Source organism: Burkholderia sp. BCC1993 (genome assembly GCF_905339865.1).
Taxonomy (GTDB): Bacteria; Pseudomonadota; Gammaproteobacteria; order Burkholderiales; family Burkholderiaceae; genus Burkholderia.
On sequence record NZ_CAJPGZ010000016.1, the window covers coordinates 138,096 to 163,053 of the forward strand.

Annotated in this window: 24 protein-coding genes; 7 read left to right on the top strand and 17 right to left on the bottom strand. The window is 66.9% G+C overall.

Features of this window, described 5'->3' with window-relative positions:
• Positions 1–143: 143 nt before the first annotated feature.
• The 14 genes from U4Y91_RS26110 to U4Y91_RS26175 form a co-directional block, all read right to left on the bottom strand.
• A complete protein-coding gene (locus U4Y91_RS26110) occupies positions 144–1,118 on the bottom strand; it encodes a type II secretion system F family protein (RefSeq protein WP_257774248.1) in 975 nt (324 codons plus the stop codon).
• A gap of 38 nt (positions 1,119–1,156) precedes the next feature.
• Positions 1,157–2,134 carry a type II secretion system F family protein gene (locus tag U4Y91_RS26115; RefSeq protein WP_321807506.1) on the bottom strand — a complete coding sequence of 326 codons (978 nt, stop codon included), beginning with the start codon at positions 2,132–2,134 and terminating at the stop codon, positions 1,157–1,159.
• A 33-nt stretch (positions 2,135–2,167) separates the two neighbouring features.
• On the bottom strand, positions 2,168–3,535 hold the full coding sequence (locus tag U4Y91_RS26120) for a CpaF family protein (protein WP_321807507.1): 1,368 nt from the start codon (positions 3,533–3,535) through the stop codon (positions 2,168–2,170).
• Between the two features lie 19 nt (positions 3,536–3,554).
• Positions 3,555–4,763: an AAA family ATPase gene (locus tag U4Y91_RS26125; RefSeq protein WP_321807508.1), complete on the bottom strand. Its 1,209-nt coding sequence runs from the start codon at positions 4,761–4,763 to the stop codon at positions 3,555–3,557.
• A 21-nt stretch (positions 4,764–4,784) separates the two neighbouring features.
• A complete protein-coding gene (locus U4Y91_RS26130; protein ID WP_321807509.1) occupies positions 4,785–5,228 on the bottom strand; it encodes a TadE/TadG family type IV pilus assembly protein in 444 nt (147 codons plus the stop codon).
• On the bottom strand, positions 5,225–5,758 hold the full coding sequence (locus U4Y91_RS26135) for a TadE/TadG family type IV pilus assembly protein (protein ID WP_124487327.1): 534 nt from the start codon (positions 5,756–5,758) through the stop codon (positions 5,225–5,227). The genes U4Y91_RS26130 and U4Y91_RS26135 overlap by 4 nt, the downstream gene beginning before the upstream one ends.
• A gap of 13 nt (positions 5,759–5,771) precedes the next feature.
• Entirely contained in the window at positions 5,772–7,043 is a 1,272-nt protein-coding gene (locus U4Y91_RS26140; RefSeq protein ID WP_321807510.1) for a pilus assembly protein TadG-related protein, read from the bottom strand.
• Positions 7,044–7,070: 27 nt separating this feature from the next.
• Positions 7,071–7,367 (bottom strand): hypothetical protein, encoded by a 297-nt coding sequence (locus U4Y91_RS26145; protein ID WP_124487329.1) that lies wholly within the window; start codon positions 7,365–7,367, stop codon positions 7,071–7,073.
• Between the two features lie 20 nt (positions 7,368–7,387).
• Positions 7,388–9,382, bottom strand: coding sequence for a type II and III secretion system protein family protein (locus U4Y91_RS26150; protein WP_321807511.1), 1,995 nt, complete (start codon positions 9,380–9,382; stop codon positions 7,388–7,390).
• Between the two features lie 115 nt (positions 9,383–9,497).
• The gene (gene cpaB / locus U4Y91_RS26155) at positions 9,498–10,334 is read right to left on the bottom strand and encodes a Flp pilus assembly protein CpaB (protein WP_321807512.1); all 837 of its coding nucleotides are present in this window, start codon (positions 10,332–10,334) and stop codon (positions 9,498–9,500) included.
• 35 nt (positions 10,335–10,369) lie between these two features.
• Positions 10,370–11,770 carry an ATP-binding protein gene (locus U4Y91_RS26160; RefSeq protein ID WP_321807513.1) on the bottom strand — a complete coding sequence of 467 codons (1,401 nt, stop codon included), beginning with the start codon at positions 11,768–11,770 and terminating at the stop codon, positions 10,370–10,372.
• 32 nt (positions 11,771–11,802) lie between these two features.
• Positions 11,803–12,342, bottom strand: a complete 540-nt coding sequence (locus U4Y91_RS26165; protein ID WP_321807514.1) for a prepilin peptidase — start codon at positions 12,340–12,342, stop codon at positions 11,803–11,805.
• Positions 12,343–12,373: 31 nt separating this feature from the next.
• Entirely contained in the window at positions 12,374–12,580 is a 207-nt protein-coding gene (locus U4Y91_RS26170) for a Flp family type IVb pilin (RefSeq protein ID WP_044844309.1), read from the bottom strand.
• A gap of 168 nt (positions 12,581–12,748) precedes the next feature.
• A complete protein-coding gene (locus tag U4Y91_RS26175; protein ID WP_011880534.1) occupies positions 12,749–12,931 on the bottom strand; it encodes a Flp family type IVb pilin in 183 nt (60 codons plus the stop codon).
• 1,044 nt (positions 12,932–13,975) lie between these two features.
• Between U4Y91_RS26175 and U4Y91_RS26180 the strand changes: the two genes are divergently transcribed.
• The 4 genes from U4Y91_RS26180 to U4Y91_RS26195 are packed head-to-tail and all read left to right on the top strand — an operon-like array spanning position 13,976 to position 18,057.
• Entirely contained in the window at positions 13,976–15,211 is a 1,236-nt protein-coding gene (locus tag U4Y91_RS26180; protein WP_321807583.1) for a glycosyltransferase family 87 protein, read from the top strand.
• Positions 15,211–16,590, top strand: coding sequence for a glycosyltransferase family 87 protein (locus tag U4Y91_RS26185; protein ID WP_321807515.1), 1,380 nt, complete (start codon positions 15,211–15,213; stop codon positions 16,588–16,590). The genes U4Y91_RS26180 and U4Y91_RS26185 overlap by 1 nt, the downstream gene beginning before the upstream one ends.
• 24 nt (positions 16,591–16,614) lie before the next feature.
• Positions 16,615–17,658 (top strand): glycosyltransferase family 2 protein, encoded by a 1,044-nt coding sequence (locus tag U4Y91_RS26190; protein WP_321807516.1) that lies wholly within the window; start codon positions 16,615–16,617, stop codon positions 17,656–17,658.
• Between the two features lie 15 nt (positions 17,659–17,673).
• The gene (locus U4Y91_RS26195; protein ID WP_321807517.1) at positions 17,674–18,057 is read left to right on the top strand and encodes a GtrA family protein; all 384 of its coding nucleotides are present in this window, start codon (positions 17,674–17,676) and stop codon (positions 18,055–18,057) included.
• Positions 18,058–18,062: 5 nt separating this feature from the next.
• Here U4Y91_RS26195 and U4Y91_RS26200 read toward each other — a convergent pair whose 3' ends face one another.
• Positions 18,063–18,272 (bottom strand): hypothetical protein, encoded by a 210-nt coding sequence (locus U4Y91_RS26200; protein ID WP_321807518.1) that lies wholly within the window; start codon positions 18,270–18,272, stop codon positions 18,063–18,065.
• A gap of 294 nt (positions 18,273–18,566) precedes the next feature.
• On the opposite strand from U4Y91_RS26200, the gene U4Y91_RS26205 reads away from it, so the two are divergent.
• The gene (locus U4Y91_RS26205) at positions 18,567–19,649 is read left to right on the top strand and encodes a PHB depolymerase family esterase (protein WP_321807519.1); all 1,083 of its coding nucleotides are present in this window, start codon (positions 18,567–18,569) and stop codon (positions 19,647–19,649) included.
• A gap of 273 nt (positions 19,650–19,922) precedes the next feature.
• Here the strand turns inward: U4Y91_RS26205 and U4Y91_RS26210 are convergent, their stop codons facing one another.
• A complete protein-coding gene (locus U4Y91_RS26210) occupies positions 19,923–20,825 on the bottom strand; it encodes an NAD(P)-dependent oxidoreductase (RefSeq protein WP_321807520.1) in 903 nt (300 codons plus the stop codon).
• Positions 20,826–20,886: 61 nt separating this feature from the next.
• On the bottom strand, positions 20,887–22,215 hold the full coding sequence (locus U4Y91_RS26215; protein WP_321807521.1) for an MFS transporter: 1,329 nt from the start codon (positions 22,213–22,215) through the stop codon (positions 20,887–20,889).
• 395 nt (positions 22,216–22,610) lie between these two features.
• Here U4Y91_RS26215 and U4Y91_RS26220 point away from each other — a divergent pair, with 395 nt between their 5' ends.
• Together U4Y91_RS26220 and U4Y91_RS26225 are read left to right on the top strand one after the other, a co-directional pair.
• Positions 22,611–23,531: a LysR family transcriptional regulator gene (locus U4Y91_RS26220; RefSeq protein WP_321807522.1), complete on the top strand. Its 921-nt coding sequence runs from the start codon at positions 22,611–22,613 to the stop codon at positions 23,529–23,531.
• Positions 23,532–23,852: 321 nt separating this feature from the next.
• The gene (locus tag U4Y91_RS26225; protein WP_321807523.1) at positions 23,853–24,956 is read left to right on the top strand and encodes a tartrate dehydrogenase; all 1,104 of its coding nucleotides are present in this window, start codon (positions 23,853–23,855) and stop codon (positions 24,954–24,956) included.
• Positions 24,957–24,958 lie beyond the last annotated feature (2 nt).

A 24,958-nucleotide genomic window follows, 5' to 3' on the forward strand; every position in this document is an offset into this window, starting at 1 on the left:
GGGTTGCGTTGACACCGCTATGATCGACCTGTCTCGCGGCGCCGCCCGGGGGAGAAGGAGCCTCCCATGAAGACGGTGACCGTGCCGGCCGGCGATGCCGGGCCGGCACGCACATCCGATTCGCGCGGCACCCCCGCCGCCGCTTACTGCCCGATGCTGGTGAAGGTCGGCAGCAGCACGCGATACACGTGAATCATCGCCGGCCCAAGCAACACGCACATCAGTGCCGGGAAGATGCAGAAGATCAGCGGGAACAACAGCTTCAACGCAATCTTCGCAGCCCGCTCCTCGGCGCGCATCCGCCGCCGCGTGCGCAGCATGTCCGAGAGCACGCGCAGCGATTCCGCGATGCTCGTGCCGAAGCGATCGGCCTGGATCAGCATCGCGCAGAACGATTCGATATCCTCGACGCCGGTCCGCAGCGCCAGATTGCGCAGCGCGGTATCCTTCGTGAACCCGGAACGCATCTCGAGCAGCAGCAAGTCGAGTTCGCCCGCGACCACTTCGCTGCGAAAGCGCAGCTCCTCGCTCACCCTCATCAGCGCCGCATCGAGTCCGAGCCCTGCTTCGACGCATACGGTCAACAAGTCGAGCGCATCCGGGAAGTCCTCGAAGATCACCTGCTGACGCTTCGCGATCCGGCGCCGGAGGATCACGTTCGGCACGTAGTAGCCGATCCCGGCGAGCGCCACGAGGATGAACGACAGCAGCATGCGTTGACCCGCGAGGCGGGTCGTGGCGAGCGCCAGCAGCGCAGCGCCCGGCAGCGCCAGCGCGAGTACCGTCTTCGCCGCGAAGTAAAGCGCGCCCGCGTTCGCATCGCGCCAGCCGGCATTCATCAGCCGGATCCGCAGCGGCGAGTTCTCCCAGCCCTCCTGCGGTAGCGACAGCCGGGAAATCGGTTTCGACAGCTCGACGAGTTTCGCGACCCAGTGCGATGTTTGCCCGCCGCCGTCGTTCGCACCGGTGCCGATGCCCACGCTTGCTCCGCTCGCCTGCTGGATCCGGCGCTCCATGTTGCGCGGCGCAAACAGCAGCATCGCGACCAGCACGCCGCCGGCGACGAAAAGGAACAAGCCGGCCAGCATCACGGTATGTACTACGCTCAGGTTTTGCATGACAGCCTCGATTCGGTTCGTGAAGCCCGGGACACGCGTCAGACGCGAATGCGGATGATGCGGCGAATCCACAGCAGGCCGAACGCCATCGACCCGAGCATCACGCCAACCATCTTGATGCCGGCCGGATCCTGCCATAGCACCGACAGGAACTCCCGGTTCAACACCGCCATCATGCCCGCGGTACCGAACGGCAACAGGCCGAGGATCCAGGCCGACAGCCGCCCTTCCGCGGACAGCACGCGGACCTTGTCGAACAGCTTGAAGCGTTCGCGCACCAGCGATGCGATGCTGTCGAGCAGTTCGGCCAGGTTGCCGCCGGTCTCGCGCTGGATCAGCACCGCGATCACGAAGTAGCGCAGGTCGTGGGCCGGCACGCGCGTGGCGAGGTTCACCAGCGCATCGTGCAGCGATACGCCGTAGTTGATCTCGTCGAACGTGATCCGGAATTCACCGCCCATCGGATCGGGAAACTCCTCGCCGACCATCCCGAGCGCGCTCGTAAACGAGTGGCCGGAGCGTAGCGCGCGCGCGATCATGTCGCAGACATCCGGCAGCTGGCGCTCGAGCTTGAGCATCCGCCGGTTGCGATGCCGCATCACGTACATTGCCGGTATGCATGCGGTCAGCAGCGCAATCGGCACCACGATGATCAGCGGCAACGCGGTCAGGGCCAGGGCCAGTATCGTCGCCACCGGGAATACGGCGCAGAGCGTGACCAGTTTCGCGACCGTCCAGTCGAGCCCGGACTGCTGCAGCAGGAGGTCCAGCGACTGCACGCGCGGCATGCGCAACAACAGCCGGTCGAACGGTTTCGACTCGTCGAGCATCCGCTTCTTGAGAATCGACAGCCGCTCCTGCTGCACGCCGCCGCCGGCCGACATCGCGCGCAGGCGCGACTCGATCCGGCGCGCCGCGGCACCGTGGCGCGTGTTCCACCATTGATAGACGCCCTCGATCGCGAGCACGACCGCGACGAAGGTGAGAATCACAAAACCGTAAAAGATCGAGTCCATGAGGCCTCCCCGGAATCAGACGAGCGCGCGTCGTCACTTCGTCTCGTAACGCTGCGCCGGGTCGTACAGCGAATCCGGCAGGTTGATGCCGAACGCCTGCAGCCGCTCGGCGAACTTCGGCCGCACGCCGGTCGCGCAGAAGTGTCCGCGCACCGTGCCGTCGCGATCCATGCCGGTGCGCTTGAACGTGAAGATCTCCTGCATGTTGATGATGTCGCCCTCCATCCCGGTCAGCTCCTGGATGCTGACGATCTTCCGCTTGCCGTCGGTGAGCCGCGTGGCCTGAACCACCACCGAGATCGCCGACGCGATCTGCTGGCGCATCGTCTTCGGCGGCAGCGTCAGGCCGCCGACGCTGATCATGTTCTCGAGCCGGGTGAGTGCATCGCGCGGCGTGTTGGCGTGGATCGTCGCGAGCGAGCCTTCGTGGCCGGTGTTCATCGCATTGAGCATGTCGAGCGCTTCCGCGCCGCGCACTTCGCCGAGAATGATCCGGTCCGGCCGCATCCGCAGCGCGTTGCGCACGAGCGTGCGTTGCGTGATCTCGCCCTTGCCCTCGATGTTCGGCGGCCGCGTTTCGAGCCGCAGCACGTGCGGCTGCTGCAGTTGCAGCTCGGCCGCATCCTCGATCGTCACGATCCGTTCGAATCGCGGAATGAAGCCCGACAGGATGTTGAGCAGCGTCGTCTTGCCGCTGCCGGTGCCGCCCGACACGAGCACGTTCACTTTCGCCTGGGCCAGCGCATCGAGCAGTTCCGCCATCGGCGGCGTGAGGCTCTGGTAACTCACGAGGTCGTCCATCTTCAGCGGGTTGACCGCGAAGCGCCGGATCGACATCAGCGGCCCGTCGATCGCCGACGGCGGAATGATCGCGTTCACGCGCGAACCGTCCGGCAGACGCGCATCGACCATCGGGGTCGATTCGTCGATGCGGCGTCCGACCCGCGACACGATCTTCTCGATCACCTTCATCAGGTGCGCGTCGTCGTAGAAGGTCACGTCGGTCAGCTCGAGCTGGCCGGCTCGCTCGACGTAGACCTGCCGGTACGTATTCACGAGGATGTCGGAAATGCCGGGGTCGCGCAGCAGCGCCTCGAGCGGGCCGAAACCAAACATCTCGTCGTACACGTCGATCGCGAGCTGGCGCCGCTCGATGTCGTTCGCGGGCAGGCGCTCCTCGTCGAGGATGCGCGAGATCAGCGCCGAGATCTCCTGCCGGACCTGTTCCTGCGGCAGGCGCGACAGACGCTCCAGCTCGACGCGTTCGAGCACTGCCATGTGAATTTCGCGGCGCATCTTCTGGTAGGCGTTGCGTACCGACGAATGCGGCGCACCTGCCGGTTCGGTGCCCGCCGCCTGCGGCTGCGTCCGGTACAAGGACATCTGTTCGCGCAATGACATGATGGTTTCCCCGAAAGATTCACATGGACTTGAGCTTCGGCGTGGCCTTGCGGCCGAACAGCCGGGACATCAACGGTTCGCTGCTGGACGTGCCGTGCCTGGTGCGCACGTCCCCTTCGACGATCTGCTTCGCACAGGCCTGCAACGCACGCGTGACCGCCGCGCCGCGTGCGACGCGCGAGGCCGGATGCCCCTGGTCGAGTGCTTCGCGCACGGTGTCGGCGTCGTCGGGTATCGTGCTGCTGGCGTGCAGGCCGAGCACTTCCTCGAGCGCGGCGCGAGACCGCTCGCTCGCGCGCGTCATCCGGTTCACCACCAGCCGCAACTGGTCCGTCGGATAGCCCAGCGACACGAGAATCTCCAGCAGCCGGCGGCCCGCGCGCACGTGTGGCATCGCGGGCTGCAGAACGAGCTGGATCTGGTCGCTGCGATCCAGCGCGATCATCGACAGCGGATTGATGCTGACGCCGATGTCGAAGATCACGAAGTCGTAACGCGGCGCCGCGACGCCGAGGATCCATTCGAGCGCATCCTCGCGCATCTCCGCGGCCTTGACCGGGTCGCCCGCGCCGGCGAGCACGTGAAACGTCGACGTCACGTGCGCGACGCTCGCGTCGAGAAACGCGCCGTCGAGCCGTTCGATCTGCGCGCACAGCTGCGGCAGCGTCGACGGCGGCGTCTCGTCGCTGACGAGGAACGCGGCATCCGCGAACTGCTGGTTCAGATCGACCAGCAGCACGCGGCGCTTGTGGCCTTCGGCGATTTCGTACGCGACGTTGCTCGCGGCGAAGCTCGTGCCCGCGCCGCCCTTGCACGACATGAACGACACGAAGCGCGTATCGTCGCTGTCGCGCCGCGTGCTTTGCGCGGCCGCGCGTTCGAGCGCGCGGGCGAGCGCCGCGGGGTCGATCGGCCACTGCAGCACGTCGCGCGCGCCGGCGCGCATCGCGTCCAGCAGCACGTGCGGCGCCGCATCCGCGGTCACCAGGATGCCGGTCAGGCCCGGGTGCAGCCGGCAGATCCGCTCGATCGCCGACAGCTCGGCCGCGTCGGACGTCGCGCCGTCGATCAACAGGATGTCGAACGAATCGAGCCCGTCGGTTCGATGCTCGATCTGGGACGGCCGTCCGTGCGCGCGCGTCACGCGATAGTGTCCGCTCTCGGTGACCAGGCGCGCGATCTGCGTGAGCCGGGCGGTATCGTCGGCAGCTACGAGGATATTGATCATGACTGTGCCTCGTCGGTTCGATTATTGACAGGCGGTGCCGCCCGTCGACGAATTCAGGCTTTCCCGCGACAGCGTCGTGGTGAACGACGGCATCGTGATCGCGACGTTCGCGATCGGAATCATCGTCCTGACCGTCACGTTGGTGATGCTGACCGTCACGAACGAACAGGAGCTCACGTCGCAGCCCGACGGCGTGTAGCTCACCGACACGTTCGCGTTCGACAGCATCGGCATCAGCGACTTCACGCGCTTCACGACGCCGGCGGCGTTCACGTCGCAGACGATCGCCGTGCGTGCGCCGAGCCGGATCGCCTCGGTCGCGGTGTTCCAGTAGAACAGCACGCGCCCGAATTCGAAGACGCCGATCAGCAGCATGATCAGGATCGATGCGATCAGCGCGAACTCGACGATCGTCGCGCCGCGTTGGGCGCGCCGGCGCAACAGCGGAAAGGGACGCGCGTTCATGACACTTGCCTCATCACGGTGACGATGTTGCCGAAGGTGATCGAGGACAGCCCCGGGTAGGCCGGAATCGGCTGGTACTGGTAGCCCTTCACCTTCACCTCGACGACGTTGATGCTGCCGGTCGCCGTGCCGCTTGCCGCATTGTTGGTCGAGTCGTACGTCGGCAGGTTCGCGAACTGCGGCGGGTCGGATGCATCGGCGCAATCGGTCGAATGCGCGGCGTCGCAGACGATCACCATCGACGTCGTGAGCCCCGGCACCAGCTCGGTGCCGGCGGAGCCGCACGTGGTGCTGCCGTACACGACGAGGCACTGCGCCTCCGCGAGCGGATACGCGCTGTCGGTCGGCAGAAAGACCGACAGGTAGCGCGCCGCGTTGCGCGTCGCCTTGGTGAGGGTCTCGTACTGATAGATCGCGCGGCCGAACTCGGCCACGCCGGTCGCGAGCACGATCATCGGCATCAGTACGAGCGCGAATTCGACCGCGGCGACACCGCGCATGCGTGACCGGCGAATCGGGAGCCTTTTCATGATCGCGTCTCCACTATTGAACGAGCATCGGAACCTTGATGCCGGCCGAACTTCCGGTACCCGGCAAGCCGTGCGTCGCGCAGGGCGTCGTGCCGGATGCCGTCGTGCCGAGGTATTCGAGGTGCGCCGTCACCCCGCCGGCGCCCGGGCTGAACGGCAGCGGATCGAGCATCAGCACGCAGTCCCACTGCGTGACGTGAAGCTTGCTGCTGCTGCCCGACAACGTCGAGCAGTCGCCTTCCGGTGCGAGCGCGAGCCGGCGGTCGCCGCCGAACGTCTGGTAGTTGCTTGCCGTTGCCGTCCCGTTGGTCGCGATGCCGCTGCCGGTGGGCGCTGCGCCGTCGCCCTGGTAGGACTTGAAGCTGGCGCGGTCGAGCACGAACTGCGTGTATGCGTCGCCGACGATGCCCGCGGTTCCCGGCGGCCCGTAGTTGGGGCCGACGTACGCGTAGCCGGTAAAGTCCGGCTGGCCGCTCGAGCCGTTGGCGCCGTTCGTGTAGATGCCGAAGCGGGTGTTCCAGGCACGCAGCGACGCGGACTTCAGGCCCGTCGACCCGAGGTCGGGCGGCGACGTGATGTTGCAGCTATTGCCGGACAGTTCGCTGGCGATGGTCGTCTCGTTCGTCGAACCGTCGAGCGCCGCCCAGCCGAAGTTGCCGGGCCCGTAAGTCGACGACGAGCCGGACGGCGACGCAATCCAGTCGCCGACCTTGTACGGCGCGGCGGCAGACGCACGACACACGAACACCGGAATCGCGCAGGCCGTCTGCCCGGCGCCGACCGTCGCGATCGCGCTCGCCGCGACCTGGGCCGCATTCGCGACCTGCACGCCGGGAATCGTGTTGAGCACCTCGATGAACCAGTGCGCGATGTTGCTCAACTGCGCGGTGCACTTCACGTACTTGATGTTCGCCGGCGTGGCGACCGCCGTCTTGGTCAGGAACGGATTGGTCAGCGAATCGCTGAACGTGACGTTCGAATCCGTCTGCATCTGCACCGCGTTCTGCTGAAAGAACGCGTAATTCGAGTGGCCGGCGGCGATGCCGTCCGCTTCCGAGACCTGCAGGCTGATGGCCGACGTAAGGTCGCGCGCAGCGGACAGCGCGCATGCGTCGGCGCTGTTCTGCAGTTCGCTGCGCGTGACGTACAGCTTGCCGAGGTCCAGCGCGAGACCGACGAACCCGATCATCACCGCCAGTGCGAGACCGACGATGATCGCGACGGCGCCTCGCTGGCGATGCATACCGCGACGCGTGAGCTTCGGATGACGAGCTGCGCTGGACATGGCGTTCTCCCTGAGCTTGCCTGTGTGTTACTGCGCCGACTTGCCGATCCCGATCACGAATGCATTGGCTTTCGGTTCGGGCTGCTTGAACGACTTGTCGTAGTTGTCGAGCGCGGACGCGGCGGCGCTGCCGTTGACCCCCGGGTTCGATGCCGCGTGTTCGGCGGCATGCGGATCGATGATCTGGGCTTGCGTGACGGCGCGGACCGAGTCGCCGAAGCGGGTGTCCCACACCGGCGTCGACGACATGCAGCCGGCGAGCGCGAACGCGAGCGGGACGGCGAGCGCCGCGCGGCGCACGAATACGAGGTAGGCGGATTTCATGAGCTTCCCCTTGACTGGCTTCAATGATCGGTGGACTGGGGTTCCGTGCCCGCCCGCGCGATCTGCGCGTGCGCGGCGGCCGGCAAGCTGTGCTTCGAACGCGGCGCAGGTTTTGCCGGCGCGGCGGAGCCGGCGGCCGCGAGACGCGCGGCAGCCGCTTCGATGCGCGCGATCCGCGCCGCGGTGACCGCGGCGGCCGCATCGGCCTGCGGCTGCGACTGCTGTTGCGGCTGCGACTGCGGTTGCTCTTGCGGCTGCGCGGCCGGCGTCGGTTCGGCGCTCACCGCCCCTGCCGCGTCGGCCGCCGCGGCCTTCTCCGGCTCCGCCGGCACCGGCGCCGGTGCATCGGCGGGCTGCGGCGCACGCGGTGCGGGCAATGCGGCGGCCGGTGCGGCCGGCTCAGCCGATTGCGGCGCCGGAGCAGGTGCGGGAGCCGGCGTCTGCGGTGCATCCATCGAGCCGCTCGCCGGTTGTGCGCCCGCCCGGCGGACACCCTTGCGGCCTTCCATGTTGCCGGTCGCATACACGTCGGCTTCGTTCGGCTTCGAGAAGCTGTCGGTCGGCAGCGGCACGTCGGCCGTCTGCAGCGGCCTCACCAGGTGCGGCGTGATCACGAAGATCAGCTCGGTGCGGTCCTGCTGGAACGACGTGCTGCGGAACAGCGCGCCGAGCACCGGCACCTCGCCGACGCCGGGGATCGCCTTCAGTGCGCCGCTCGCGTTGTCCTTGATCAGCCCGCCGATCGCGAACGACTCGCCGTCTCCCATCTGGACCGTCGTCGACGCGCGCCGCGTCGTGATCAGCGGCAGGATCGACGTGCCGCCGATGTTGGACGCGCTCAGCGTCACGCCCGTCTGCGACAGTTCCGACACTTCCGGCGCGACCTTCAGGCTGATCCGGCCGTTCCCGAGCACCGTCGGCGTGAACTTCAGCGCGACGCCGAACTCCTCTTCCTGCAGCGTGATCGACGACGTGCCGTTGCCGCTGCTCTGCGGCACCGGGATGAAGATCTTGCCGCCGGCGAGGAACGTCGCCTCCTGGCCGCTGATCGTCACGAGATTCGGCTCCGCGAGGATCTTGACGAGGTTGTCGGTGTTCTGCACGTCGGCCGCGATGCTGAACGGCCTGTTGTTCGCCTTGTTGAACACCGCGCCGCTTGCGACGCCCGCGAGCAGGTTGCTGACGAGCGCGCCGCTCCACGAGCCGAAGCCGCCCTGGATGTTGAACGCGCTGCCCATCTGGTTGATCAGCGTCTTCGACACTTCGGCGACCTTCACCTCGAGCATCACCTGCTGCGGCGACGTGACGGCCAGCATGTTCAGCACGCCGGCGCCCTTGCCGCTGCCGTCGCCGGCGCTGTCGCTGTACGCACGGGCGATCTGCACCGCCTGCTGCGCGGCCTGCGAGTTCGATACGTTGCCCGCCAGCACGATCGTGCCGGCGGCGGTCGATACGTGAATGTCGTGCTCGTTCGGCATCAGCTGCATCAGCGACGCCTGCAGGCCGCCGGCGTCCGCGCCGACCGCCACGTCGATCACGCGGCACGCACCGCTGCGACCCTGCACGATCATGTTGGTCGTGCCGACCGACAGCCCGAGGATGTACAGCGTCTGCGGCGACACCATCGTCGCCTGCGCGACGGCCGGGTTGCCGATGGTCCGGTTGCGGACCGGCTCCGGCATCGGCACCAGCAGCGACTTGCCGAGCGGCACGCTGACGCTGGTCGACTCGCGTACCGCGCCCACGCAGTTCGGCCCGCGCAGCGGCCCCGCCGCCGCCGCGGGCGCGGCAGCCGGTGTCGGCGTCATGCTGATCGTCATCTGCATCGGCCCCTTGGCGGCGGCCGCCGGCGCGGCGGCGCCGCCCTTCATCAGCGCGGCCGATTCGGCGCCTTCCTGGGCCAGTGCGCTGTATACGGTCAGCGTTCCGGCACAGAGGATCGCGGCCATCATCGCGCCCCGTGCGATACGCGTGCGCACCGGGCCGGTACCTGAATCTTGCGGATTGATCTTCATTTCGTCTGATCCCCCGAGTGACCGGCGAGACGCCGGTTGTCGACTTTCAAGGCCGCCGTGCCCTGACGGCGGCCGATCTGGTTAATCTGTTTATCTGGATGTGTGTTCTGCCGTTTCAGAAACATTCGACGCTGCCGTGTACCCCGGTCAGCACGCCGACGCAATCGCGGCGTGCTCCCGGTGCCGCATGGGATGCGACACGCACGCGCACGGTCTTCACCGGCGCGGGGGCGGGCACTTCGGGTACCGGCGCCTTGCCGAGCAGCGTGATCTTGGTCGCGCCGTCGGTGGTCAGCGTCTTCTGGTCGACCTGGTTGCGCAGCACGAGTGACAGCGTGCCGACGCTGCGTGCGAGGTCGAGACGTTCGGCCTGGTCGGGCGTGACTTCGAGCGTCACCGCGTTGACGACCTTCGGTGCGGTGTCGTCGCGGCTGACCTGCTGCGCGACGGCCAGCACGAGGATGTGCTCGAGCACGATCTTGGAGATGCTCTGCCCGTCGGTCTTGCCTTGCTGTTCCTGCGTGTTGACGATCACGTCGACGTAGTTGCCCGGCAGCGCGAAGCCCGCGACGCCGACCACGTCGTTCACCCGCACGGTAATCGCGCGGCTGCCGTCGGCGATCACCGCGGACAGCCCGCCCTTCGTGCCGACCGGCGCGAGCTTCGACTCGATCACCGGCTCGCCGCGGGCGAGGCTCGTTCGCACGACGCGCCCTTCGAGTTCCTTCGTGTCGGTGAACGCGCCGGTCGGCACGCTGCCCGACGGCCAGCTCACCATGTGGATCTGGTTCGGCCCGAGCGGCTCGCCCAGGTTCAGGTCGGTGGTCGCCACCGCGACCGACGTGATCGAGCTGGTGGAGGTATTCATCAACCAGCGGGACGCGAACACGACCGCGGCAAGCCCCGCGACCATCGCGACGATCAGCATCATGAGCGCTCGACTGTTTTTCATGGCAATGCTCCTCAACGAATCGTGAAAGAAACGGCTCAACCGGTTACGTGCGTGCGACCGCCGTGGTCGACAGGCGGCAGATACACGCCGTCGCGCTCGGGCGCCGTGCCGAAATAGCTGGCCCATGCGTCGTGCAGCGCGTCGTGCGTCACTTCGAGCGGATCGCCGCGATACCGCGCGCCGGCGGCGACGAGGCGCAGCAGATCCATCGGGAAGCATGCGAGATAGGCCTTGCCGGTCGGCAGGTGCAGCCGGTGCAGCAGATAGTCGAATGCGTCCTGCGTCGATACCAGGCCGAGCGACGCGCATGCGGCGTCGAACACCGCGCGATAGTGGTCGATCGACAACGCGCCGACGTGAAGCTTGGAACCGAGCCGGCGCAGGAACGCGTCGTCGGCGAACTGCTCCGGGGCCAGGTTGCTCGAGAACACCGGCCAGACGTCGAACGGCAGCACGAAGCGGTTGCCGGACTCGAGCGTCAGGAAATCGACGCCGCGATCCAGCGGGCGCAGCCAGCGGTTGAGCAGGTCGCGCGGCTCGACACGCTGGCGGCCGAGATCGTCGATGATGTACATGCCCATGTTCGCCTTCATGTGCGGCGGCGCCTGGTAGAAGCCCGCCGCGTCATCGCGGCGCAGGTCGAGCTCGTCGAGCGTCAGCTCGCCGCCGGACATCACGACCGGCCGCTCGCACAGGCGCCAGCGGCGATCGACCGATTGGCCGTCCGCCTGCGCTGCCGCATCGACATGCACGAGCGGGTCGTAGATCTGGATCACTTCGCCGGCAGCGCAAATGGCATAGGGAACCGGCACGTGGCCGCCCATCAGCGCGCCGAGCCGCTCCGCGAGGAAAGTCTTGCCGCTGCCGGCCGGGCCGTAGATCAGAAGCGGACGGCCGGAGTTCAGCGAGGCGGCCGCCGAATCGAGGATCGCCGTATCCATGACGACGCCTTCGAAGATGGCCCACACGTCGTTCTGGGCCACGCGCAACTTGCGCACCGAATGGGCGGACACGCAGTCGAGATACGCGTCGAGCGTCACCGGCGCTGGCCCGCTGTAGCTGTTGCGCGTGCGCTCTTCGAGCGCGGCCACGCGGCCCGCCTCGGTCAGACGGAACGTCACGTCGAGGTCCGTCTTGCCGCGATGGGTCAGTTCGACCAGATGCTCGCGCACCAGGAACGCGAAGATGTCGTCGAGCACGGCGAGCGGCAGGCAGTGACGCTCGATCAGGTCGCCGTAGGACGGGCGGCCGAGCACCAGCGTCGACTTCAGCACGAGCCCGGCGATGAACGCCTGGCTCAGTCCGGTTTCCTCGAGCGAGCGCGGTGCCGCCGGCAGTTGCGCGCCCGGCTTCGCGTGCGCCTCCCGCATGGGCGACGGAAGCGGCAGGTGTGCAACCTGCGCGTCGCGTCTCGGTTCGGTGGAGTTCGTGTTCATGTTCGGTCCATCCTCGTTGCAGGTTCGGCGCGCTACGCGCACGATACGAACAGCATGCCCAGCGTGCCGGCGGCAATCGCCACGCCATACGGCAACGCACCGACCGACGCGAACTCCACGGGGCCGTCGGTTGCCCCTGCACGCGCCCCGGACGCGCGACGCGCGATCAGCGCCGCGACGTTCGCCCACATCTGGCGCATGCGTCCGCGCAGCAGCGCGAAACCGATCGCGCCGATCCCGCCGGCCAGAAAGGCGGCCAGCACGATGTAGAACGTCATCTGTGCGCCGACCCACGCGCCGATCGCGAGCATCAGCTTCACGTCGCCTGCAGCCATCCCGCGCAACAGATAGAACGGCAGCAGCAGGCCGAAGCCGGTCGCAGCGCCGGCAAGCCATGCGAGCGCGCCCGCCTCGATGCCGTGCAGCGCGCACTGGGCAATCAGCGCACCGGCCAGCCCGACCGCGACGAGCCGGTTCGGGATGCGCCGGCTCGTGATGTCCGTGCTGGCCGCGACGACGACTAGCAGCGTCACGCACAACGGAACCGGGTAAGGCAGCGCGGCAGGCAACATGGCGAACCTCGACGGGATTTAATGGTCAGGATCACTGACCGAGTGCGGTATTGACCGCCGCGGTCACGATCGACGCGATCGCGTTGTACATGTCTTCAAGCGAACCCTTCAGTACGACCACGCTTCCCAGCACGATGGTGGCGAACACTGCCGCGATCAGCGCATATTCGATCGACGTCACCCCCTGCTCGTCGGCGATCCATCGCGATACCGCTACCGCACATCCCCTGGTCCGCATGACGGCCTCCGATTCGGTTGATCAAGAGAGCGGGGGAGACTCGAGCAGTGCACCGGCCGAGTCATCCGCCGTTCGATCCATTCGACATCTGTGGGTTGGGTGTCCGGCCCCGCTCGAGCGACGGGATGACGACGAACGGGCCGGACCCGCCGTTCGCCGCCCCGCCATTCAGATCGCCGCGTTGAGGTCGTCTGCGATCGTGTTGAACACGGTCTTGAGATCGTTTCCGACCAGCGTCAGTGCTGCAACGAGGCCGACTGCGATCAGCGCGGCGATCAGGCCGTATTCGATGGCCGTCACACCTTGCTCGTCTTGGACGAAACCGCGGACTTTCTGGATGAACGTGGACATGGCTACTCTCCTTTCGCATTACTATTGGAATCCCGTTGTCGGGAATCGACGCGGGGAGCGGGTACTACCGGCACAACGGCACAACAAAAGGAATCGGATGCGGCGCTCAGCGACGGACACGGCAGGGTACGAGCCTGGCCGGGCGAACGATTGTCGGTGGGCTGATGCGTGCGATATGCATGCGCGCTGCGATCTGGCGAATGACGCGATCGAGCAGAACGGCGTAACGACCGTACCGGGCATGAATACGGATTGAACGGATGACGCAAGCGCGTCGATGCTGCTGCGGATATGCTTCGCGGCATGCAAGCCGCGACGTGCTCTGGTCTTTCATTTTTATTCCCCAAATGCTGTCATGTGATTCTTGTTGCGCGGACGATGCCGTCGTCTATTCGCTCGGTCGACGTTTCCGGCGGTTTTCATGGCCTGGGCGGCATATTCCCCGACGCGCCCTCGATCCGTTGCTTTCCGCAGGTGATTGAGTCCGGTCTTGTCAGCCTGTTGCTTCAACCGGTCGTTCATCACGTCGTCGACTGTCGTGCGGACCTTGACGCAAAGAGCAGGCCAGCCGGAGGAAAATCCAGACGCAGCAAGGGTTCCGGCGAGTCACCCGTGAGTCGGGTTTCGGCGCGCTGCACAAAATGTTTCAGATTTGATATACGCATGCAGGCCGGCCCGAGGTGCCGGCGGGGCGCCGCCGTGCTGTGCAAGGGCACCCAAAAATTTTCTCGGGATTTTCCCGAATCCATGTAGCCCGTCGCCCGACGCGAATTCGGCACACCGCCGGACCGGCGAAAAACACGGAATGTTTCAAGTGAGAAACATCATTTGCGCCGGTACGGTTTTCTCAGACGTGAAAACCCGGTTTTCCGCGCTGTCGCTGTCGAATCGATATCTCACGATTCAGCCCGCGGTTTGCGTCACGCGATTTTTTCTCCAACAATGCATTCACCGGACAGCGCCATCGAATGCGATTCGATCCGGATACACGACAACACAAAAAGGCTGCGGCAGAGAAGCAGCCTTCACCGCAAACGGGGCATCATGTACACAGCCAATCGTGGAGTGCGCTATCGCGCCAAACGCTGTGCTCAATGGCTGACAGCCGACCGGATCATTCCGTACAGCTGCATCATGCTGATGCTGTGTGTTGGATTCCTGATCACCTGGGGCTTCGTGACGGATGCCTTCACGTCACAGACCACCGCACGACCGGGTGTCGACTTCTCCGTCTTCTGGACCGCGTCGCAGCTCGTGCTGCAAGGCCATGCCGCCGCGATCTACGATCCGGTCTTCTTCTCCCATGCCGAGGTAGCGCAATTCGGTGCCTATATAGGTCACCAGTCGCTGCCCTGGCTATATCCGCCGACGATGCTGCTGCTCATCGCGCCGGTCGCCCTCGTGCCTTTCCTGCCCGCGTATTTCCTCTTTTTTGCGGGCAGTCTTTTATGCTATGCGTACGCGGTCCTGCGACTGTCGGGTCTGCGTGCGCACCTGCCCGTTCCGCGCGCCGCCGCGCTCGTCGTGCTCGCCTACTCGGGCGTGTTCGCGTCCGTCCTGTACGGGCAGAACAGCATCCTGACCGCCGGCATCGCCGCATTCGCGCTGCATTTCCTCGGCCGACGCCCGATCGTCGCCGGCGTGCTGATCGGGCTGCTCGCCATCAAGCCGCAACTGGCGGTAGTGTTTCCGTTCGTGCTGGTCGCGACCCGCTCGTGGCGCACCTTCGCGTCGGCAGCGATCACCACGGTGCTGTTCACCGTGGCCGGCATTGCGCTGACCGGCACCAGCTCCCTGCACGGCCTGGCTCAGGCGATGTCGATCGTGCGCGGCATGCATTTCACCCTTCCTGCCTACTGGTTCGTTTCGCCCACGACGTTCGCGGCGCTGCGGCTCGCGGGCGCATCGATTCCGGTCTCGCTCGCCGCCCAGGCCGCCGTGGGGCTGCTCGCAATCGCCGCCGCCGTCCAGGTCTGGCGTCGCACGGCCGACATTCGGCTGCGCGGCGCGGCGCTGGTGATCGCCACGCTGTTGACGACCCCCTATCTGTGGCATTACGAACTCGCGTGGCTCGGCATCGCGTTCTTCTGCGTGATGGCCCACGGGCTCGACGAAGGCTGGCTGCCGGGAGACCAGATCGTGATCGTGCTCGCATGGCTTCTGCCGATATTCGAGATATTCAACCGGATCACGAAGCTGCCGCAGATCGGCCCGGTCGTGCTGCTCGCCGTCCTGTTCGTCGTCGTGCGGCGCTCGACCCTTGCATCGGGGAATGCGTGATGAGATCGCCGCGCTCCCTTTTGCACGTCGATTCGGTGCTCGACGCACATCCTGAACTGCCGATCGCCGGCCCGCGCCGGTTCCCGCATTGGCTCAATCGTGATCGGGTACGCCTCTATGCGGCAGCGGTACTGCTGACCGAGTTGCTGTTCCTCTGCATCTACCTCGCACGCGTGCACGGGTCGCATACGTCCGTGCCCGGGCCGCTCGCGCAGGATCTCGCGCCGATCTGGAGCGCGGCACGGCTCGCCGCGCACGGCCATGCGATCGACGCGTGGCATTTCTCGTCGCTCTTCGCGATCGAGAAACTCGCGATTCCGACGATGAACGCCGCGGACGGCTCGCTGCCGTGGCTCTATCCGCCGACCATGCTGCTGTTCGTGCTGCCGCTCGGCTGGCTGCCGTACATGTTTGCGCTCGTGCTGTGGATCGGCGTCACCTACATGCTGTTCGCAGTGACGATCCGCGCGACCGTGCAGCGCGATGCGGCGCTGCTCTGCGCGCTCGCCTTCCCCGGCGCGTTTCTCACGGTGATCGTCGGGCAGACGAGCCTCCTGACCGCGACACTCGCCGGCTGCGGGATGCTGATGCTGAATCGTCGTCCCGTCATCGCCGGCATCTGCTTCGGGTTGCTGACGATGAAGCCGCAAATGGCGATCCTGTTCCCGATCGCGCTGCTGTGCGCCGCTCAATGGCGCGCGCTGGCCGCGTGGGCGGCAACGATCGCCGGCGGCTTCGCGCTGTCGACGCTCGCGTTCGGCCTCGGCGCGTGGTTCGCATTCGCACACGGAATTCACGACGCAGCGCAGCTCGTCGGCGCCGGCCACGCGCGGCTCGCGCGCATGCCGACCGTCTTCGCGCTCGCCACCCTCGCCGGCTGGCCCGCCTACGTCGCGCGCGGCCTGCAGCTGCTGTCGGCCGCGGCCGCCGCGATCGCCGTCGTGTACGCATGGCGCGGCGCGTGTTCGTACGCGCTGCGTGCCGCGACGCTCGCCTGCGCCTGCCTGATCGTCAGCCCCTATCTGTACGACTACGACCTGACCTGGTACGGGCTCGTGATCGCATGGTACGCACGCTATGCGTGGACGCACGGCTGGCGGCGCTTCGATCGCGAATGGCTGCTGCTGATGTGGGTGATACCGCTCGCCGGCCTCGTGCTGGTCCCGCATCTGTCGTTCCAGTTCATGCCGCTGGTCACGCTGGCCTCGCTGGCACTGCTCGTCAGCCGGATTGCACAAGAAAGGCACGACGTGCCGTCGATGCCCGACGCACGCGACAACTCGACCGAGACCGGATTCCCGCATCCGGTCCGCTCGCACCACCGCCCGGCGCACGGACTGCGCCGCAGCGGCCGCCCGACCTTCGACGTCGGCCGCTGACACGTCATCACAGGGGAACCCATCATGCGCGAACCGCTCTACACACCGCTCGTCTCGCTGGTCGTACCGTTCTACAACGAAGGCGAAGCCGTCGAACGCTTCTTCGACGTCGTGATCCCGCTGATGGCCGGCCTCGACGCGATCCGCTTCGAGATCGTCTGCGTGAACGACGGCAGCCGCGACGACACGCTCGACCGCCTGATCCGGGTCAGCATGGGCGACCGCCGCGTGCGCGTCATCGATCTCACCCGCAACTTCGGCAAGGAAGCGGCGCTGACCGCCGGCCTCGACGAAGCCGACGGCGACGCGGTGATCCCGCTCGACGCCGACCTGCAGGATCCGCCGAGCCTGATTCCGGTGATGCTCGAGCACTGGCGCGACGGCGCGGAAGTCGTCGCCGCGAAGCGCAGCAACCGCGCGTGCGATTCGTTCGCGAAGCGCACCGCCGCCGCGATCTACTATCGCGTGCACAACGTGCTGTCGGACGTGAAGCTGCCGGAGAACGTCGGCGACTTCCGGCTGATGGACCGCAAGGTCGTGAACGCGCTGCGCAGCCTGCCCGAGCGCCATCGCTTCATGAAGGGGCTGTTCGCATGGGTCGGCTACCGGACCGTGATCGTCGAGTACCAGCGCGATCCGCGCAGCGCCGGGCATTCGAAGTTCTCCGGATGGAAGCTGTGGAATTTCGCGATCGAAGGGATCACGAGCTTCAGCACCGTGCCGCTGCGTAGCTGGACCTACATCGGCCTCGGCATCGCCGCGCTCGCATTCCTGTACGGCGCGTTCATCGTGGGCCGCACGCTGCTGTTCGGCAATCCGGTGCACGGCTACGCGTCGCTGCTGTCGGTCATACTGTTCATCGGCGGCATCGAGCTCATCGGCATCGGCGTGGTCGGCGAGTACATCGGGCGCATCTACGACGAGTCGAAGCAACGTCCCGTCTACCTGATTCGCCGCCGCTACCAGGCACACGGCAAGGTGATCGAGCTGCCGGTCGTGCGCGATGCGCGCCGCGCGACCGCACGCCGCCGCGTCCAGCCGGCCCGCGTGCGGGTCGGCGCCCGCTGAGCGGCGGAGCCGGCGATGTTCGCACTGCTCTACGCCGAGCGCGTGCGGCTGGCGCGCTTCGGCCTGTCCGGGCTCTGCTCGACCGCGCTGCACGTGCTGATCGCGTCCGCGCTGTACGCGCTCTTCGATGCGACGCAAGTGATCGCGAACGCCGTCGCGTTCATCGGCGCGACGGTGTTCTCGTATCTCGCGAATACGCTGTGGAGCTTCTCGTCGACGGTACATTCGCGCAACCTGGTGCGCTATCTGACCGTGGCGCTGGCCGGCTTCGCCGAAACGATGGGGCTCGCGCGCGCTGCCGAACTGCTCGACGTACCGCGCGGCTGGGCCATCGTCGCGATCGCGCTGCTGATCCCGCCGACGATGTTCGTGCTGCACCGGGTGTGGACGTATCGGTAAATCCTTCACGCCGGCATTGCGACATGCGATTGCGGCGATTGCATACAAGCAATCGATACAAGGTCCGCCGGCGCGGCCGGCTGCATGCCGTCGTCGCATCGCCGCCCCATTCCACGCATCGCGACGAACGCATCCGCATCGGATTGCGTCGTCGGGGAGAAGGCCCGGTTCATCGCGAAGCCGGTCGCCGGATGCGCATGGACGATGTCGAGCATGGCGTTCGGGACGGCCCGCGGTAGGGTCGAAGCATTCATCGATCCGTCACGGAACCATCGCACTCGAGGCGAGCGATGCCTGCTAGCATGGCGCGTGGCCTGTCCGAATCGCGATGCCACCGGCAACATGTCGCGCGGCGCGGGTCGCGCCGTCGCCTCCGTGCCGGTCATGCAGGAGGACGTCGACGCGGACGCGTCCCGCGGCACGCATCGTGCGCTGCCGTCATTCGCCCTCCACCCGACGGCCGGCTTCGCCGCATGCTGTCGCGCGCGCCGCCGGCACGAGATCCGTCCATGCCCAGGAAAAAATCCAGCCTCTGGCTACGGCCTTTCGACCTGTTGACCGCCGCGACGCGCGCGCGGCCCAAAAGGAAGACCGCCAAGCCGGCGCCATCGGCAAAGCGCCCCGCCACCGCACGCACCACGCGTCACGCCCGCGCGCCCGCGCCCGCGCCCGCCGCCCGCACGGCGCCGCGCCAGGCACCCGGCACGTGGCTACGCTCGTTTCATTCCGCGCGCCCCGCCGCCGGCCAGCTCGTCAACCATCTTGCGTACGCGCTGTACCTGCCCGCCGCACCGGCGACGACCGACGGCCTGCCCGTCGTCGTCATGCTGCACGGCTGCAAGCAGACCGCCGAGTCGTTCGCCGCGGGCACCCGTATTTGCCGTGTCGCGGAGCGCGCCGGATTTGCCGTGCTGTTTCCCGAACAGGCGAAGACCGCCCACGCCCATCGCTGCTGGAACTGGCATGGCGATGCGTCGCAGTCGGAGGCCCCGGCGATCGCATCGCTCGTCGACGCGATCGTGCGGGAGCGCGGGTTCGATCGCGACCGCGTCTATCTGGCCGGCATCTCGGCCGGCGCCGGGCTGGCCGCGCGTCTGGCGCTCGAATTTCCCGATCGCTTCGCGGCCGTCGGCCTGCACTCCGGTCCGGCCATCGCACCGCCGTTGTCGACGATGGCCGCGATGAGCCTGATGCGCCGCGGTCTGCGCGACGATCCGATACGCGTCGTCGATGCCTGCGTCGACGGGCACGCTTATCCGGGCATGCCGGCACTCGTCGTGCACGGCGGACTCGATACGGTCGTCGCCGAGCAAAATGCGCTGCAGCTGGGTGTCGCGTTCGCGCGGATCAATCGGCTCGTCGACGCACAGGGTGCGCTGCGCGTCGGCAAGCAACATACGTACGCGCACGACGATGCGGATTACACCGACTATCTGCGCGGCGGCACGCTGATCGTGCGGGTCTGCATCGTGCGCCGCCTGGCGCACGCGTGGAGCGGCGGCGATCCGCGCGAAGCATTCCACTCCGCGACCGGGCCGGACGCAACCGCGATGTTCTGGAATTTCTTTCGAAGGCGGCGGCGCAAGCGGTAGCGGAGATGCGCATTCGACGCGACCCTCTGCGCGAGACGCATCGGTGCATCGGTGCATCGGTGCATCGGTGCATCGGTGCATCGGTGCATCGGTGCATCGGTGCATCGATGCCGATCCCGATGTCGATGCCGATGCGCAGCATCGATGCGAACGACGAGACAAATGCTCCCGCCGATGCCCAGCCGACGTGCGCTGCATCACCTGGCCGAACCGCGACGACAGCCACGCTCGAGCGCAGGCCCCAACCGTTGCATCAACACGGCTGACGCCGCGCTACCGCGCGCCGTCCTCCTCGCGCGCGTCCGTCGCCGCGAGCACGTCGGACAGTTTGAGAACCGGGCAATGCGCACCGGCGCTGGCAACGGCGTCCCGGTAGGTGTCCGTGACCGCGCTCGCAATGGCATGTGCCGCGTCGACGCCCTCCGCCATCGCCGAGTAGTAGGACAGATCCTTGAACGCGTTCGCCATATGAAACGGCAGGCTCGACGTGTCGCCGCTCTGCAGGAACGGCAGTAGCCGGTTCAATGCCGCCCCGCCGCCACCGCCGTTTGCGAGCACGTCGGCGAGCACCGCCGTGTCCACGCCCGATCGCTTCGCACAGGCAACGGCTTCCGACAGCAATGCAATGGTCCCGAGCGACACATAGTTGTGCAGCAGCTTCATGCTGTGGCCGGCGCCGAGATCGCCGACACGCGTGATGTTTTCCGCGAAACACGCGAGCACCGGACGCACCTCGGCGAACAACTCGGGCGTCGCGCCGATCAGCAGATTGAGCCGCCCCTCGTGCGCTTCTTTCGCGCCGCGCGTCATCGGCGCGTCGACGAGCCGGCCGCCGGCTGCTTCGACGAGCCGCGCCATCCTGACGGTCGAATCCGGCACGGCAGTCGAGCAATCGATGACGATCGCGTTGTCCTTCAACCCGGCCAACACGCCCTGCTCACCGGTGAGGACCGCCTCCACCTCCGGCGAACCCGTCACGCAGAGAATGATGACGTCCGCTTCCAGCGCCAGCTCGCGCGCCGTCCTCGCGGTCCGCACGCCGCCGCGCAGCAGCTCGTCGAGCGGCTGGTTGCCGGGATGCTCGACGACCGTGAGCGGATAACCGTGTTTCAGCACGTTGCGCGCGATGCCGTGCCCCATCAAGCCGACGCCGATCAGGCCAATCTGTTGTTTCATGTGATTTCCGTCAAAAAGGAATGGCACCGCGGCGCAGCGGCCGCGGCGAAACGGACCGCCCTTATCGATCGACCAGGCGTGCCGGCAGGAACATCGTGAGAATCAGGCCGAGCAACAGGCAGCCGACCATCAGGAACAGCGGCGCGGCAAGACCGCCCGACACCTGCTTCAGATAGCCGACCGCATAGGGTCCGAAGAAGCCGCCGAGGTTGCCGAACGAACTGATCACGGCGATGCCCATCGACACCGATGCGGTACCGAGTGCGGTGGTAGGCATGCTCCAGAACAGCGGCGGAAACGAGATGAGTCCGGCGTTCGCGATGCAGAGCGCGAACATGCCGAGCCACAGGTGGTCGCGCCAGATGACCGACAGCCCGAGCCCGGTTGCGCCCATCAGGAGGAGCGCCGCAACGTGCAGGCGCCGGTGGCCGCGACGGTCCGCGCTGCGGCCGAACAGCACCATCACGAGCACGGACACGGCATTGGGCAGCGCGGCCAAGAGGCCGATGACGAAGTCGCTCCCGATGCCCATCTGCTTGATCATCGTCGGCGCCCAGAACGTGTAACCGTAAATGGCGAAGACATCGAGAAAGTAGATCACGCAGAACGCCCAGACCAGCCCGTTCGAGAAGAGGCCCGTGTGATTCGCCGCCCCGGTCGCCGCACGATCGTCCGACAGCACGCGTGCCAGGATCGCGCGGTCTGCCGCGGAATAGCGGTCGCTGAGCGTCACGTCGTCGTCGAGCCCGTTCCACACGTAAAGGGCGGCCACGAATGCCGGCAGCGACTCGAGGATGAAGATCCACTTCCAGCCCGGAATCTGCAGCGCGCCGTCGAAATACTGCAGAATGAAACCGGTCAGCGGCGATCCGATCAATCCGGCCAGCGCGAGGGCGGCATAGAACAGCGACAGGATGCGCGCGCGGCGATGGCGCGGGAACGAGCGGGTCATGTAAAGGACGATGGCCGGGATGAATCCGGCCTCGGCGACGCCGAGCAGGAAACGCATCACATAGAACTGCAGCGGCGTGGCGACGAAAGCGGTCAGCCCCGACACGATGCCCCAGGACACGACGATCCGCGTGATCCAGCGCCGCGGCCCGACCCGCACCAGCAGCATGTTGCCGGGCACCTCGAAGATCACGTAGCCGAGAAAGAAGATCCCGGCACCGAAGCCGAACACGGCGTCGGAGAAGCCCAGATGCTGGCTCATCTGCAGTTTCGCGAAGCTGACGTTGACGCGGTCGATGTACGAAGTGACATAGGCGAACATCAGGATCGGCAGGATTTGCAGCGCCAGCCGACGAAACAGCCGGTCCTCGTGCGCCGGGCTGTGAACCGATACCGGTGCAGCGATGCCGCCCGGATTGCAGGTCGCGTCGATTTCCACGTTTGTCTCCGAATGTTCATGGCTGGCCCCGCTCGCCGGCGCTGCATGCTCGCCTCGCGGCGCGTGCGCTCGCTGTTGAAATAGATGGGTGCGAGCGGGGACCGTTCGAATCTACCGGCTGCCGGATTCGGCCGATATGCGAAATCCTTCAAGCGGCACTTCGAATATCTCGAATGCACGCGTCGTCCGGCCGGGGCACGGTGCGATGCACAAGCATCGAAACGCAGCATTCTAGCCGCCGCCCGCGCGCCCGACGTTTTCGTTCCGGCATGACGCGCGCATCGCGGTGTGCGGCGCAGCATCGGCTGCCGGTCAGGGTTAGCCCCAAAGCGCCGGATGCCATGGCGGGCCTGGAGGAGTGACATACTTCCCCCAGCTTCAATGGGAGTCCGCGCTTGTTCGATCTCACGTCACTCGCCCTGTTCGTCCGTGCATCCGAGCTGGGCAGCCTGTCCCGCGCCGCACAGCAGTCTCACATGTCACTGTCCACCGCCAGCCGCCGGATCGCGCTGCTCGAGCATCACTTTCGCGTGGTGCTCCTGAACCGCACGGTAGCCGGCGTGGAGCCGACCCCCGCCGGCGAGGCGCTGTTGCGCCATGCGACCGACCTGTTGCTGCGCACGGATGCGATCTACAGCGAGCTGTCCGACTACACGAAAGGCTCCATCGGCCGGGTCCGGGTCTTTGCGAACATCTCGGCGATCAGCCAGGACCTTCCCGATCAATTGCGCGAATTCTCGCAGCGCTACCGCGACATCAAGCTGCAGATCAGCGAGCTGAGAAGCGCCGACATCCTGCAGGCGCTGCGTGAAGGCCGGGCAGACGTCGGGATCGTCACGTCCCGGACCGCGACCGAAGGGATTCACCTCGCGCCCTACTGCATGGACCGGGCGAGCGTGGTCGTGCCCGAAGACTACTGCCTGACCGGCGACTCGATCGACTTCAGCGCGTTGCTCGAGCACGACCTGGTCGCGCTGGACGACCGCTCGGAGCTCACGCGTTCGCTCGTCAGGGAAGCCGCGCTGCTCGGGAAGGCGGTCCGCTTCCGCGTCCAGGTGCAGAGCTTCGAAGCCATGTGCCGGCTGATTGCCGCGGGACAGGGCATCGGCATCCTGCCGGAGCGCGCCGTCGCGCTCTTTCGCGAACCCATGCGCCTGCGCTTCATCCGCCTCAACGATCCGTGGGCGAACCGGGTCATGTCGGTCGGCATCCGCACGGGGGCCGTGCCGCAGCCGACGCGCAAGCTGTTCGAGTTCCTGGCGTCCTTCGCGCCGGCTTCGCTCGTCGCGGGCGATGCCGAGCCGTCGAACGACTGACGCCGCCGCCACGCGCCGGGTGCGCCGGCATCTTGCAGATTTTCGAAGGTCCCGTTCACGAATCCGCACTTCCTTCCTGCGTTTGCGACACGGTAGATTCGACGGACAGATTCAACCGTCCGCCCGTTACCGCAACGGAAGAGACGCAGGAGACGCACCGGCGCCATTCGCTCCGATCGGGTGGCGCGTCGGGTACGAGGCATCGCGCCACGCGTGCGGCCGGGTCGCCGTTCCGCGCGCGCTGCCCGGCGCGTGCCCGTCCGCCTCCTCCATGCCCCCTTCCCTGCGGCGCGCCATCTTCGTCACGGAGGCTTCCCGCACATGAAGAACCCACATCGCATCGCCGTCATCGCCGGCGACGGCATCGGCAAGGAGGTGATGCCCGAAGGCATGCGCGTGCTGCGCACGGCCGCGCATCGCTTCGACATTCCGTTGGCATTCGACGAGTTCGGCGACTGGTGCACCGATCACTACGTTCGCCACGGCACGATGATGCCGGTCGACTGGGCGCGGCAGATCGGCGCGCACGACGCGATCTTCTTCGGTGCGGTCGGCGCGCCGGATATCGTGCAGGACCACGTCGCCGTGTGGGAATCGCTGATCAGGATCCGGCGCGAGTTCGACCAGTACGTCAACCTGCGCCCGGTCCGCCTGATGCCGGGCGTGCCCGCCCCGCTCGCCGGACGCCACCCCGGCGACATCGACTTCATCGTCGTTCGGGAGAACACGGAAGGCGAGTATTCGTCGGTGGGCGGCCGGATGTTCGCCGGCACCGAGCGCGAGATCGCCGTGCAGGAGTCGGTGTTCTCGCGCGTCGGCGTCGACCGGGTGCTGAAGTTCGCGTTCGAGCTCGCGCGTTCGCGCCCGCGCAAGCAGTTGACGGCCGCGACGAAATCCAACGGCATCTCGATCACCATGCCGTTCTGGGACGAGCGCTTCGCCGAAATGGCCGCGCACTTCCCGGACATCGAAACGCGCAAATATCACATCGACATTCTCTGCGCGCACTTCGTCCAGAACCCGGATCGCTTCGACGTCGTGGTCGCCTCGAACCTGTTCGGCGACATCCTCTCCGACCTGGGGCCCGCCTGCACCGGCACGATCGGCATCGCCCCGTCGGCCAACCTGAATCCGGAGCGCCGGTTTCCGTCGCTGTTCGAGCCGGTGCATGGCTCGGCGCCCGACATCGCCGGCCGCGGCATCGCCAATCCGATCGGGCAGATCTGGTCGGCCGCGCTGCTGCTCCAGCACCTCGGCCGCGGCGACGCGCGCTACGAAGCGGCGGCCGCCGAAATCGTCACCGCGATCGAAGCCGTTCTCGTTTCCGGCCCGCGTACCCCCGACATGGGCGGCACGGCAACCACCGTGGAACTGGGCGCCGCGATAGCCGAAACCATCGCCAATCCCGCATCGATCGAGGAATGAGA